This window comes from Pseudomonas sp. SHLD1 (assembly GCF_028640935.1).
Lineage (GTDB): Bacteria > Pseudomonadota > Gammaproteobacteria > Pseudomonadales > Pseudomonadaceae > Chryseomonas > Chryseomonas aestiva.
Window position 1 is genome coordinate 50,704 of sequence record NZ_JAQZAD010000020.1, and the last position, 12,959, is coordinate 63,662.

The 12,959-nt window shown below is 65.5% G+C and carries 9 protein-coding genes, 2 tRNA genes and 2 pseudogenes; 11 read left to right on the plus strand and 2 right to left on the minus strand.

What is annotated here, in order from left to right:
- Positions 1–31: 31 nt before the first annotated feature.
- The 6 genes and pseudogenes from hflK to PVZ77_RS26120 form a co-directional block, all read left to right on the plus strand.
- Complete coding sequence (hflK, locus tag PVZ77_RS15360; RefSeq protein WP_158891391.1) at positions 32–1,219, plus strand: FtsH protease activity modulator HflK; 1,188 nt, start codon at positions 32–34, stop codon at positions 1,217–1,219.
- Positions 1,219–2,088 carry a protease modulator HflC gene (hflC, locus tag PVZ77_RS15365; RefSeq protein WP_017642910.1) on the plus strand — a complete coding sequence of 290 codons (870 nt, stop codon included), beginning with the start codon at positions 1,219–1,221 and terminating at the stop codon, positions 2,086–2,088. Before hflK ends, hflC begins: the two co-directional genes overlap by 1 nt.
- Before the next feature lie 255 nt (positions 2,089–2,343).
- Positions 2,344–3,531 carry an ATP phosphoribosyltransferase regulatory subunit gene (locus tag PVZ77_RS15370; RefSeq protein ID WP_273808179.1) on the plus strand — a complete coding sequence of 396 codons (1,188 nt, stop codon included), beginning with the start codon at positions 2,344–2,346 and terminating at the stop codon, positions 3,529–3,531.
- Positions 3,532–3,609: 78 nt separating this feature from the next.
- Positions 3,610–4,905 (plus strand): adenylosuccinate synthase, encoded by a 1,296-nt coding sequence (locus tag PVZ77_RS15375; RefSeq protein ID WP_273808178.1) that lies wholly within the window; start codon positions 3,610–3,612, stop codon positions 4,903–4,905.
- A 1,104-nt stretch (positions 4,906–6,009) separates the two neighbouring features.
- A pseudogene (locus PVZ77_RS26115) lies at positions 6,010–6,180 on the plus strand (HAMP domain-containing protein); the annotation flags it as partial.
- A 342-nt stretch (positions 6,181–6,522) separates the two neighbouring features.
- Positions 6,523–7,038 (plus strand): annotated as a pseudogene (locus PVZ77_RS26120) (methyl-accepting chemotaxis protein); the annotation flags it as partial.
- Positions 7,039–7,127: 89 nt separating this feature from the next.
- Here the strand turns inward: PVZ77_RS26120 and PVZ77_RS15385 are convergent.
- Positions 7,128–7,214: transfer RNA gene (locus PVZ77_RS15385), tRNA-Leu, on the minus strand.
- Positions 7,215–7,326: 112 nt separating this feature from the next.
- A tRNA-Leu gene (locus tag PVZ77_RS15390) sits at positions 7,327–7,413 on the minus strand.
- 210 nt (positions 7,414–7,623) lie between these two features.
- On the opposite strand from PVZ77_RS15390, the gene rnr reads away from it, so the two are divergent.
- The 5 genes from rnr to rpsR all read left to right on the plus strand — a co-directional run bounded on the left by rnr (position 7,624) and on the right by rpsR (position 12,955).
- On the plus strand, positions 7,624–10,845 hold the full coding sequence (gene rnr / locus PVZ77_RS15395) for a ribonuclease R (RefSeq protein WP_405046261.1): 3,222 nt from the start codon (positions 7,624–7,626) through the stop codon (positions 10,843–10,845).
- The gene (rlmB, locus tag PVZ77_RS15400) at positions 10,842–11,594 is read left to right on the plus strand and encodes a 23S rRNA (guanosine(2251)-2'-O)-methyltransferase RlmB (RefSeq protein ID WP_273808176.1); all 753 of its coding nucleotides are present in this window, start codon (positions 10,842–10,844) and stop codon (positions 11,592–11,594) included. Before rnr ends, rlmB begins: the two co-directional genes overlap by 4 nt.
- Before the next feature lie 130 nt (positions 11,595–11,724).
- The gene (locus PVZ77_RS15405; RefSeq protein ID WP_007161147.1) at positions 11,725–12,099 is read left to right on the plus strand and encodes a response regulator; all 375 of its coding nucleotides are present in this window, start codon (positions 11,725–11,727) and stop codon (positions 12,097–12,099) included.
- Positions 12,100–12,281: 182 nt separating this feature from the next.
- Positions 12,282–12,698 carry a 30S ribosomal protein S6 gene (gene rpsF / locus PVZ77_RS15410; RefSeq protein WP_007161146.1) on the plus strand — a complete coding sequence of 139 codons (417 nt, stop codon included), beginning with the start codon at positions 12,282–12,284 and terminating at the stop codon, positions 12,696–12,698.
- A 26-nt stretch (positions 12,699–12,724) separates the two neighbouring features.
- On the plus strand, positions 12,725–12,955 hold the full coding sequence (rpsR, locus tag PVZ77_RS15415; protein ID WP_059316384.1) for a 30S ribosomal protein S18: 231 nt from the start codon (positions 12,725–12,727) through the stop codon (positions 12,953–12,955).
- The last annotated feature ends 4 nt before the right edge of the window (positions 12,956–12,959 follow it).

A 12,959-nucleotide genomic window follows, 5' to 3' on the forward strand; every position in this document is an offset into this window, starting at 1 on the left:
GCGTTTTCGCGTTATCAGTAGGGAGAGCGCTATGGCTTGGAACGAGCCCGGTGGCAACTCGAACAATCAAGACCCCTGGGGCGGCCGCAACAACAATGGTGGCGGCAATGGTGGACGCAAGGGGCCGCCGGATCTCGACGAAGCCTTGCGTAAGTTTCAGGACCGCATCAACCGCCTGGTCGGCGGCAAGAAGCGGTCCGGCGGCAGTGGCGGCGACAGTTTCGGCTCGGGTGGTGGCAAGGGCTTGCTGCTCCTGGGCGTACTGCTGGTCGGCGCGCTCTGGCTGTACAACGCCGTCTACGTCGTGGACGAGCAGGAGCAGGCGGTGGTGCTGCGCCTGGGCAAATACCATGAGACGGTAGGGCCCGGCCTGAACATCTACTTTCCGCCCTTCGAGACCAAGTACCAGGAAAACGTGACCCGTGAGCGGGCCTACAGCAAGCAGGGCGCCATGCTGACCCAGGACGAGAACATCGTCGAGGTGCCGCTGACGGTCCAGTACCGCATCACCAACCTCAAGGACTTCGTCCTCAACGTTGACCAGCCCGAGGTCAGCCTGCAGCAGGCGACCGACAGCGCCGTGCGCCACGTGGCCGGCTCCTCGACCATGGATCAGTTGCTGACCGACGGCCGCGAGCAGGTCGCCACCAATGTGCGCGAGCGTCTGCAGCGCTTCCTCGACACCTACGGCACCGGCATCACCGTGACCCAGGTGAACATCCAGAGCGCCGCGGCGCCGCGCGAAGTTCAGGAAGCCTTCGACGACGTGATCCGTGCTCGCGAGGACGAGCAGCGCGAGAAGAACCAGGCCGAAGCCTATGCCAACGGCGTGATTCCCGAGGCTCGCGGTGCTGCCCAGCGCATCATCGAGGAAGCCAACGGCTATCGCGACGAAGTCGTGGCCCGTGCCCAGGGTGATGCCTCGCGCTTCAGCCAGCTGGCGGTCCAGTACGCGGCCAATCCGCAGCTGACCCGTGAGCGTCTGTACATCGAGACGATGCAGGAAGTGCTTGGCCAGTCGAGCAAGATCATGGTTACCGGTCAGGCCGGCCAGAATCTGCTCTACCTGCCGCTCGACAAGCTGATGCAGAACCGTGCCCCGGCACCGACCTCGGCCATCAGCAGCGGTGCTGCCCCGGCGGCATCGAGCGACACGGCGGCCTCGGTCATTCGCAATCTGCCGCAGTCCACCGAAGCGCGTACGAGGGAGAGCCGCTGATGAGCAACAAATCGCTGGCCGCGCTGATCGTCGTGGTCGTTCTGGGCCTTGCGGCCTGGAGCAGTCTGTTCGTGGTGAAGGAGACCGAGCGCGCGGTAATGCTGCGCTTCGGTCGCGTGGTCGAGCCCAACCTGGAGCCCGGCCTGCACTTCAAGATCCCGTACGTCAACCGGGTGCGCAAGTTCGATGCCCGCCTGCAGACGCTGGATACCCCGACGCAGCGTTTCCTGACGCTGGAAAAGAAAGCGGTGATGGTCGATGCCTACGCCAAGTGGCGCATCTTCAATGCCGATCGCTACTACACCGCGACCTCGGGTCTCAAGCAGATCGCCGACGAACGCCTGCTGCGCCGCCTGGAAGCGGGACTGCGTGACCAGTTCGGTCGTCGCACCCTGCACGAGGTGGTCTCCGGTGAGCGGGATGCCATGGTCGGCTCGCTGACCGCGGCGCTGAACAAGATGGCCAACCAGGAGCTGGGTATCGAGGTGCTGGACGTGCGCGTCAAGGCCATCGACCTGCCCAAGGAAGTCAGCCGCAGCGTCTATGAGCGGATGAGTACCGAGCGCGAGCGAGAGGCCCGTGAGCACCGCGCCAAGGGTCGCGAACTGGCCGAAGGCATCCGTGCCGACGCCGATCGTCAGCGCCGCGTGCTGCTGGCCGAAGCCTATCGCCAGGCCGAACAGGCTCGCGGTGAGGGTGATGCCCAGGCGGCCCAGGTGTATTCCCAGGCCTACTCGAAGAATCCGTCGTTCTTCTCCTTCTATCGCAGCCTGCAGGCCTATCGCTCCAGCTTCTCCAGCAAGAGCGATGTCCTGGTGCTGGATCCGAAGAGCGATTTCTTCAAGTATTTCCAGAGTCCGGGGCAGTGAGGTCCGGGATGAGCGGCGACTAGGCTTCGCTCGTCGTTCATCCCCGATCGCCGATTTTTTCGTGTTATCATGAATCAGCCGGGGCCATCCCCGGCTTTTTTGCGTCCGTACGAAACCCGTGGAAGGGCGACGCCCTGGCTGATCCGGGTAGCAATCCACGGCAGAGCGGCTTGATCCGGCGGCAGGATTCTCCAGGAGTCCACTGCGCCGACCTCGGCAGCCGCGTGCCGATCCATGACATGGAGAAGAGGCCTAATGGCTACGGTAGACCGCTGGCTGCTGCCTGACGGTATCGAGGAAATCCTGCCGCCCGACGCGGCGCGCATCGAAGGCGCTCGGCGCCGGGTGCTGGAACTGTTCCATTGCTGGGGCTACGAGTTCGTCATCACCCCGCACCTGGAATTCCTGGAATCGCTGCTCACCGGCGCGGCCAAGGAGCTGGAGCTGCGCACCTTCAAGGTGACCGATCCCAGTTCCGGTCGCCTCATGGGCTTCCGCTCCGACATCACGCCCCAGGTGGCGCGCATGGAGGCCCATAGCCTCAAGCAGAGCGGCCCAAGCCGGCTGTGCTATGCCGGCAGCGTGCTGCATACCCGTCCCCGTGCCCTGTCCACCTCGCGCAGCCCGATCCAGGTCGGCGCCGAGCTCTATGGCGTGCCCGGCAGCGAAGGGGATCTGGAAGTCATCAGCCTGATGCTCGATGTGCTCGAGCAGGCCCAGGTGCCCGATATCCACATGGATCTGGGGCACGTGGGGATCTATCGCGGGCTGTGCCAGGCGGCCGGCATCTCCGGCGCCAGCGAGCAGCAGCTGTTCGATGCCCTGCAGCGCAAGGCGGTGGACGAGATCGCCGAGCTGACCGCCGAATTGCCCGCCGCCGAGCGCGGCTGGCTGCGGTCGCTGGCTGAGCTCAGCGGCGATGCCGCGGTGCTCGACCAGGCCCGGCAGCGGCTGGCGGGTGCGCCCGCAGGCGTCCTGCAGTCGCTGGACGAGCTGATCGCTCTGGCCGAATCGCTCAAGGGTCGTTTCCCGGGCGTGCCGCTGTATTTCGATCTGGGCGAGCTGCGCGGTTATCACTACCACACCGGGGTGGTCTTCGCCGCCTTCGTGCCGGGCACCGGGCAGTCCATCGCCCAGGGTGGTCGCTATGACAACATCGGTGCCGACTTCGGGCGTTCGCGTCCCGCCACCGGTTTTTCCACCGATCTGAAGACCCTCGTCGAGCTGGGCACCGCCGTGCTCGACGAACCACGTCGCGGCATCTGGGCGCCGGCTGGCCATGCGCCGGTGCTCTGGCAGGCGGTGCGCGAATTGCGCGCCGCGGGCGAGCGGGTGGTCCAGGCCACCGGTTATGACGACGCGGACCAGCTGCACAGCTCGGGCTGCGATCGTCGCCTGGTCGAGCAGCAGGGCGCCTGGGTCGTGGTGCCCTTGAATTCCTAAGCACCGGATCTGGCATCCGGGTGAACGTGAGCATCGTCGGCCTGGCCGACAGAAATCTTCCTGACAGGGGATAAGGTTATGGGTAAGAACGTCGTCGTCCTGGGCACCCAGTGGGGTGATGAGGGCAAGGGCAAGATCGTGGACCTGCTGACCGACCAGGCCGCTGCCGTGGTGCGTTATCAGGGCGGTCACAACGCCGGCCACACGCTGGTCATCGATGGCCAGAAGACCATCCTGCGGCTGATTCCCTCGGGCATCCTGCGCGCCGACACCCAGTGCCTGATCGGCAATGGCGTGGTGCTGTCGCCGGAAGCCCTGTTCAAGGAAGTCGGCGAGCTGGAAGCGCGCGGCGTGCCGGTGCGCGAGCGCCTGCGCATCAGCTCGGCCTGCTCGCTGATCCTGCCCTATCACGTGGCCCTGGATCAGGCCCGCGAGAAGGCCCGTGGCGAAGCCAAGATCGGCACCACCGGTCGCGGCATCGGCCCGGCCTACGAAGACAAGATCGCCCGTCGCGGTCTGCGTGTCGGCGATCTGTTCCACCCGGAGCGTTTCGCCGTCAAGCTCAAGGAGGTGCTGGACTATCACAACTTCGTCCTGCAGAACTACTTCAACGAGCCGCCGGTGGACTTCCAGAAGACCTACGACGAGGCCATGGCGCACGCCAAGGTCATGCAGCCGCTGGTCATGGACGTCGTCAGCCGCCTGCACGAGCTGCGCAAGGCCGGTGAGAACCTGATGTTCGAAGGTGCCCAGGGCACCCTGCTGGACATCGACCACGGCACCTATCCCTTCGTCACCAGTTCCAACACCACCGCGGGTGGCGTGGCGACCGGTTCCGGCGTGGGTCCGCTGTACCTGGACTACATCCTCGGCATCACCAAGGCCTACACCACCCGCGTCGGCTCCGGTCCCTTCCCGACCGAGCTGTTCGACGAGACCGGTGCCTACCTGGCCAAGCAGGGCCACGAATTCGGCTCCGTGACCGGTCGTCCGCGCCGTTGCGGCTGGTTCGATGCCGTGATCCTGCGTCGCTCCATCGAGATCAACAGCATCTCCGGCCTGTGCCTGACCAAGCTGGACGTGCTCGATGGTCTGGAAACCGTGCGCATCTGCACCGGTTACAAGGATGCCGCCGGTAATCTGCTGACCGAGGCGCCTACCGACGCCGACAGCTACACCGGTCTGCAGCCGGTCTACGAGGATATGCCGGGCTGGAGCGAATCCACCGTGGGTGCCCAGAGCCTCGAGGCGCTGCCGGCCAACGCCCAGGCCTACATCCGCCGTATCGCCGAGCTGGTCGAGGCGCCGATCGACATCGTCTCGACCGGTCCGGATCGCAAGGAAACCATCGTGCTGCGCCATCCTTTCGCCTGATGCGCTAAAAGGATGCAGTCGGAAAAGCCCCGCCCCGCGGGGCTTTTCTGTTTTCGGGGTGCGAGAGACGCTGGTAGGTCGGGGACGGCCGCTGGTCCGAAATGGCCAGCATATTGCTATGACTATTTATCGCTGAGGCTCCAGCTCTTCTCGAGTTGGCCGACAGCCTGTAAATGTCCCTCGCCGCTGGAGACCCCCATGTCGTTTCTCTTGTCGCTGCTGCGCAGCCGTCTATTGCTGCCGGTATTCGTCAGTCTGTTGCTTGCCGTCGTTCTCCAGGTGGGCCTGGCGCTCTGGCTGACCCAGGGTGCGGTGAAGGGCCTGCAGTCCGGTCTGGCGGCGCGCCTGTCCGGTGAATCCGAGCAGCTCGCCGATACCCTGCGCCAGGCCGGTGGCGAGGTGGATGGCAGTCTTGCCGAGCTGGCCGGGCAGACCCGCGCGCGGCTGGCCGAGGGGCTTGCGCAACGCCTGGCGCGCGAGCGGCAGCAGGTGGGTGAAACCCTGACCGCCACCCTCAAGAGCAATGCGCAGAATCTGGCCGAGTTGCTGGCGGGTGTGGCGCCCAAGGCGATGTGGGATGCCGATGTGCCGGCGCTGTCCGACCTGGCGCGCCGGGCGCAGGGCAATCCCGAGGTGCTGTTCGTGGTCTTCCAGGATGCCCAGGGCCAGAACCTGACCCGCTATCTCAATCGTCAGGATGAGCGCGTGGCGCGCCTGCTCGCCATGGGGCAGGGCGAGGGTGCCCTGGCCAAGGTGCTGGATGCTGCGACCCGCGATCCCTCGGTCTATCGCGTGGATGCCTCCATCAGTCCCAACGGCGTGGAAATCGGCAAGGTGGTGGTGGGCTTTTCCACCCAGGTCATCGCGCGTACTGGCGCGGCCCTGGACCAGAGTTTCAAGACCCTGGTCGACGACGCCGGCGGTCTGGTCTCCAACAGCGTGACGGCAGCCGCCAAGGGCAGTGCCGCGACCCTGGCGACGCGTCTGGAAGGTACCCGTCAGGCCGCCCTGGCCATGAGTCGCAATGCCGGTGAGACGGTCGCCGCCCTGGCGGGCGCGCTGCGCTGGCAGATCGCCCTGGGGCTGATCGTGGTCGGCGTGGTGATGGTCGTGGCCGTGGCGCTGGTGCTGGGGCGGCGGGTGCTGCGCCGGATCGGCGTGCTGCAGCGGGCGCTGGACGATCTGGCGGCCGGGGAGGGGGATCTGACACGCCGCCTGCAGCTGGGGCAGGGCGATGAAATCCAGGCGTTGGGTGGGGCGGTCGATCGCTTCCTGGCCAAATTGCAGCCGCTGGTGGGCGAGGCCCATGGCGTCGCCGCACGTACCGGCGAGGAAATCCGTGGCCTGGCCGGCAGCAGCGCCACCGCCGAAGCGGCAGCGCTGCGTCAGCGCGAAGAGGTGGCCCGCAGCCTGGAGGCCTTGTCCGGCATCGCCGCGGAGGCCGAGGGCGAAAGCCTGGCCATGCAGGGCGCGCTGCAGCAGGTGGAGGCCATCCGCAGCTCTGCCCAGAGCAACGCCCGGATCGCCACCGAGGTGGCCGAAGGTATCGAGGGGCTGGTGACCCAGGTCGAATCGGGCGCCCAGGTGATCGAACGGCTGGCCGCGCAAAGCGAGCAGATCGAGGTGGTGCTGGATGTGATCCGCGGGATCGCCGAGCAGACCAATCTGCTGGCGCTCAATGCGGCCATCGAGGCAGCCAGGGCCGGCGAGAGCGGGCGTGGCTTCGCGGTGGTCGCCGACGAGGTGCGGGCGCTGGCCAGCAAGACTCAGGAATCCACCGGCAGCATCCGTACGCACATCGCCGGACTGCAGGAAGGGGCGCGCGAGGCCGTCGCCGCCATAGGCGAGGCACGGCAGCAGGCCAGCAGCGGGTTGGCCGTGCTGCGTGACAGCAAGCGCATCCAGCAGGATGTCCATCGCGCAGTGGATCAGGTGCATGCCAGCATGAGCACGGCGGCCCAGGCCGCCCAGCGCCAGGCGGCGGGTGCCGCGGCGGTGCGCCAGCGAGTCGAGGTCATCCATGGCGAGGCGCTGCGTGCCGCCGAGTCCGTGGCGGCCACTGCGGACAGCAGTCGTACCCTGGCGGAACTGGCCGCCCAGCTGCGCGGCAGTCTGGGACAATTCAAGGCGTAGGGGAGGGCCCGCGCCTTTTCGCGGGCAAGAAAAAACCGGCCGAAGCCGGTTTTTTCGTTGCGTCCGATCGGGGATCGTCCGCTTGGTATTGGTGCCCAGGAGAAGACTCGAACTTCCACGGTGTTGCCACCGCTAGGACCTGAACCTAGTGCGTCTACCAATTCCGCCACCTGGGCCTGCAGCGCGACTTCTGATCGCTTCCCGTCACCCTTGCGGGTTTCAGGATTAAAAAACCGGCTAGCGCCGGCTTTTCGTCGACCGATCTGCAAATCGATCAACTATAATGAGTGGTGCCCAGGAGAAGACTCGAACTTCCACGGTGTTGCCACCGCTAGGACCTGAACCTAGTGCGTCTACCAATTCCGCCACCTGGGCACTCAAGGCGATGATTGCTCATCTCCGGCGTCGTGATTGCTCCCGACGTCGTGGGGCGGCACTTTACTCAGGGGGCGTTTGCTTGTAAACCCCTGCTGTGAAAAATATTTTTATTGAGCATGCCAGGCTAACTATTGTGCGGTTTTCACGTTTCAATAGGCGTTATGGCAGTTCCTACCGAACCCAGACTTAGAAGGTAACCCCAGACTGATGGCCGATTGGCAATCCCTCGATCCCGAGGCCGCCCGGGAAGCGGAAAAGTACGATAACCCCATTCCGAGTCGCGAACTCATTCTGGCTCATCTTGCCGATCGCGGCGCCCCGGCCACACGGCCGCAGCTGGCCGAGGAATTCGGTCTCGTCACCGAGGACCAGCTCGAAGCCCTGCGGCGGCGTATGCGCGCCATGGAGCGCGACGGTCAGGTGATCTACACCCGCCGCGGTGCCTATGCGCCCATCGACAAGCTGGATCTGGTGCGCGGACGCATTGCCGGCCATCGCGATGGCTTCGGCTTCCTGATCCCCGACGACGGCAGCGACGACCTCTTCCTCAGCCCGGCGCAGATGCGCCTGGTGTTCGACGGCGACATCGCCCTGGCGCGGGTCGCCGGTCACGATCGGCGCGGTCGTCGCGAAGGCGGTCTGGTCGAGGTGGTCACCCGGGCACACGAATCCCTGGTCGGTCGTTTCTTCCAGGAGAGCGGCCTGGCCTACGTGGTGCCGGACAATCCCAAGATCGGCCAGCAGGTGCTGGTGCCCGAAGGCAAGCACGGCGGCGCCGCTCACGGCCAGTTCGTGCAGGTGCGCATCGACGAATGGCCCACCACCTTCCGCCAGGCCCAGGGCGAAGTGGTCGAGATTCTCGGCGACTACATGGCGCCGGGCATGGAGATCGAGGTGGCGCTGCGCAGCTACGACATCCCCAACGAATGGCCCAAGGCCGTCGAGAAGGAAGCCGCCAAGCTCAAGCCCGAGGTGGAAGAGAAGGACAAGCAGAAGCGCATCGACCTGCGCCAGTTGCCCTTCGTGACCATCGATGGCGAAGACGCCCGTGACTTCGACGATGCCGTCTATGCCGAGGCCAAGAAGTCCGGTGGCTGGCGGCTCTACGTCGCCATCGCCGACGTTTCCCACTACGTCAAGGTCGGCTCGGCGCTGGACGCCGAGGCGGAAAAGCGCGGCAACTCGGTGTATTTCCCCGAGCGCGTGATTCCCATGCTGCCCGAGGCCCTGTCCAACGGGCTCTGCTCGCTCAATCCGCAGGTGGATCGCCTGGCCATGGTCTGCGAGATGACCATCGCCGGCTCCGGGCGCATGACCGGCTACCAGTTCTACGAAGCGGTCATCCACTCCCACGCGCGCCTGACCTACAACAAGGTCTCCACGGTGCTAGAGCAGCCCAAGTCGGCCGAAGGCAAGCAGTTGCGCAAGCAGCTCGGCGAGGTGGTGCCGCACCTGGAGCAGCTCTACAGTCTGTACAAGGTACTGCTGGCTGCCCGTCATGTCCGCGGGGCCATCGATTTCGACACCCAGGACACTCGCATCGTCTTTGGCGCCGATCGCAAGATCTCCGAGATCCGCCCGACCCAGCGCAACGATGCCCACAAGCTGATCGAGGAATGCATGCTGTGCGCCAACGTGGCCACTGCCAAGTTCCTCGAGAAGCACAAGGTGCCGGCCCTGTACCGGGTGCACGATGCGCCACCCCTGGAAAAGCAGACCAACCTGCGTCAGTTCCTCGGCGAGATGGGGCTGTCGCTGACCAAGGGCAAGGCCAATCCGGTGCCGTCGGACTACCAGGCGCTGCTGCAGCAGATCCGCGAGCGGCCGGACTTCCGGCTGATCCAGACGGTGATGCTCAGGTCGCTGAGCCAGGCGGTCTACAGCCCGGACAACAACGGTCACTTCGGTCTCAACTACGAGGCCTATACCCATTTCACCTCGCCGATCCGGCGCTATCCGGATCTGCTGGTGCATCGGGCGATCCGCAGCGTCATCCGCTCCAAGCTGGAGACCAAGCACGTCAAGCGCGCAGGCGCGACGAGCATGGCCAAGGCGCGCATCTATCCCTATGACGAATTGCGCCTGGATCAGCTCGGCGAGCAGTGCTCCATGACCGAGCGCCGCGCTGACGAAGCCACGCGGGACGTCTCCAACTGGCTCAAGTGCGAGTTCATGAAGGATCGCGTCGGCGAGACCTTTGCCGGCGTCATCACCGCGGTGACCGGCTTCGGTCTGTTCGTCGAATTGTCCGAGGTGTTCGTCGAGGGTCTGGTGCATGTCACCGCGCTGCCCGACGACTACTACCACTTCGACAGCGTCCACCATCGCCTCTCCGGTGAGCGCAGCGGTCGCAGCTATCGCCTGGGCGATCCCCTCGAGGTGGTGGTGGCGCGCGTCGATCTGGACGAGCGCAAGATCGACTTCGTGCTGCCGGCCAGTGCCGGGGCGCCACGCGTGCGGGAAGAGCGCGAGCCGCGCAACAAGCGCGACAACCGTCGCCGTGGTGCGCCAGCGCCAGCGCTAGCGCAGGAGCCAAGCGCTGTTCCGGCTGCCGAAGCCTCGGGCGAGTCTGTCTCCCCGGCGCCAGAGCGAGGGTCTCGCCGTTCGCGTAACGGCCGTCGTCGTGGCGCGCCGGCGCAGGAATCGAGTGTCGTCCCGGTTGCCGAGGCTGCGGTCGAGCCCGTTTCGGCGAAGTCTGAGCAGCAGTCCAGTTCTTCGCGTAACGGCCGTCGTCGTGGCGCGCCGTCACAGGAATCGAGCGTCGTCCCGGTTGCCGAGGCTGCGGTCGAGACCGTTTCGGCGAAGTCTGAGCAGCAGCCCAACCCTTCGCGTAACGGTCGTCGTCGTGGTGCGCCGGCGCAGGAGCAGGGGGTCGCCGCGGCGGTCGAGGCAACACCTGCAAGCGTTTCGCCGGAGTCGGAGTCCGAACCGCGGCGCTCGCGCAGCGCCCGTCGGCGCGCGGCCGCTGCGGGGCGAAAGCAGGACGCCGAGGCGTCTATGCCAGCCTCGGTTGAGGTGACTTCGCCAGAAGCGCCGAAGCAGGACGACCCGTTGCTTGGTAATACCGACGTCAGACGTAGTCGTGCGGTGAAGCAGGCGCTGCTGGCCGAAGCCAAGGTCGAGGGCGGCAAGCCCAAAGCCCAAGGCAAAGCCAAGGCCAAGGCCAAAGGTAATAGCGACAAGGGCAAGGCCAGCGACACGGCCAAGAGCCGTACCGCACCAGCACGTCAGGATAAAGGGGCGGCTGCCGAAGGGGCTGCGGCGGTGGATGCCAAGGTCAAGAAGGCCAAGGCTGCAAGTGCCAAGAAGAAATCGGCAGGCAAGTCCAAGGCCGAAGGCCAGGCCAAGGCTGCAGCCAAAGGCAAGACCAAGACCAAGGCGAAGAAGCCCCATCGCAAGGGTCAGTCGCGCCCCAAGGATGACGCATGAGCCAGCTGGAGACCGTCTACGGTATCCACGCCGTGGAAGCGCTGTTGCGCTTCCATCCGCGGCGGGTGAAGCAGCTGTGGATCGCCGAAGGGCGGCGTGAGCCGCGGGTCGATACGCTGCTGGAGCTGGCCGCCGGTCAGCGTCTGGCGGTGGAAAGCAAGCCGCGGGCCTTGCTCGATGAGCTGGTCGAGGGTGTGCACCAGGGCGTGGTGGCCCAGGTCAGTCCGAGCCAGGTCTGGGGCGAGGCCATGCTCGAGGAGTTGCTCGACCGGGCCGAAGGACCGCCGCTGCTGCTGGTACTCGATGGCGTGACCGATCCGCACAACCTCGGTGCCTGCCTGCGCAGCGCCGATGCCGCCGGGGCCCTGGCGGTCATCGTGCCCAAGGACAAGTCGGCTACCCTGACCGCCGTAGTGCGCAAGGTGGCCTGTGGTGCTGCCGAGGTGTTGCCGCTGGTGGCGGTTACCAACCTGGCGCGCACCCTGGAAAAGCTGCAGAAGCGCGGCCTGTGGATCGTCGGGACCGCCGGTGAGGCGACCCAGGAGATCTACGACGTCGACATGAGTGGGCCGACCGTGGTGGTCATGGGCGCCGAGGGCAAGGGCATGCGCCGTCTGACCCGCGAGCATTGCGATCATCTGGCCCGTCTGCCCATGGCTGGCAGCGTCAGCAGTCTCAATGTCTCGGTGGCGACCGGGGTCTGCCTGTTCGAGGCCGTGCGTCAAAGACGCACCTCTGCGCCCAGGTAGTCCACGCTAGGAAACGTCTGGGTACCGACGCAGTGCGTATCGCACTATACGAATCGCGCTGCAGTGCGCAGAATACCGGCCTCGCCCCGGGAAAGCCCGGCGTGAGGCCTGTCAACAAGAGGATGCCCGCGTGAGTCAGGAGATCCAAGAGCCGGTAGGCTTGCGAGTGCTGCTCGTCGAAGACGATGCCACGCTGCGCATGCTGACCACCGAAGTCATCGAGGAGCTGGACCATCAGGTCACGGCGGTCGCCTCGGCAGAGGCTGCCCTGGAGTTGCTGCCGCAGCGCGAACACGATGTGCTGTTCACCGATATCGGGCTGGGCGGCATGTCCGGCATCGAATTGACCCGGCGCGCCCTGGCGATGGATCCGACGCTGCGCATCGTCGTGGCCTCGGGTTATGCCTTCGAGCGCGAGCCGGGCATGGAAGCGCGGGTCGGGGTGCTGATCAAGCCCTACGATCTGAACAAGATCCGCCAGGCCCTGGCCGACGTGCAACGCTGAGTGCCTGAGGTTGTCCGGCGGTCGCGCCGGACATGCCTGCGGTTGCGCCCTCCGGCGCCCTTCTCTAGAATGTTGCCCCTTGCCCGGAGTGCGTCCGCATTCCGCAGGGCAAGTCATCCGAACTATTCACTCCTTGTCTGACCGCGTTTCCGCGGCAGGCTGCAACCCGTAAGGAGCATTAAATGCGTCATTACGAAGTCGTGTTCCTGGTTCATCCGGACCAGAGCGAACAGGTGGGCGGCATGGTCGAGCGCTACACCAAGGCTATCGAAGAAGACGGTGGCAAAGTCCATCGCCTGGAAGACTGGGGCCGTCGTCAGCTGGCTTACGCCATCGACAACGTTCACAAGGCTCACTATGTACTCATGAACATCGAGTGCAGCGCCAAGGCCCTGGCCGAGCTGGAAGACAACTTCCGCTACAACGACGCCGTGATCCGCAACATGATCCTGCGCCGTGACGAGGCCGTCACCGGTCAATCCGAGATGCTCAAGGCCGAAGAAAACCGCAACGAGCGTCGCGAGCGTCGCGAGCGTCCTGCCGAGTCCGAGTCCGAGTCCGCCGAAGGCAACTCCGACGACGCCGACAGCGCCGAGTAATCTGGATCTAGCGAGGAATCATTGTCATGGCACGTTTCTTCCGTCGTCGTAAGTTCTGCCGTTTCACCGCCGAAGGCGTGAAAGAGATCGACTACAAGGATCTCAACACCCTGAAGGCCTACGTCTCCGAAACCGGCAAGATCGTCCCGAGCCGTATCACTGGCACCAAGGCCAAGTACCAGCGTCAGCTGGGCGCCGCCATCAAGCGTGCCCGTTACCTGGCCCTGCTGCCCTACACCGACAGCCACGGTCGTTGATCGA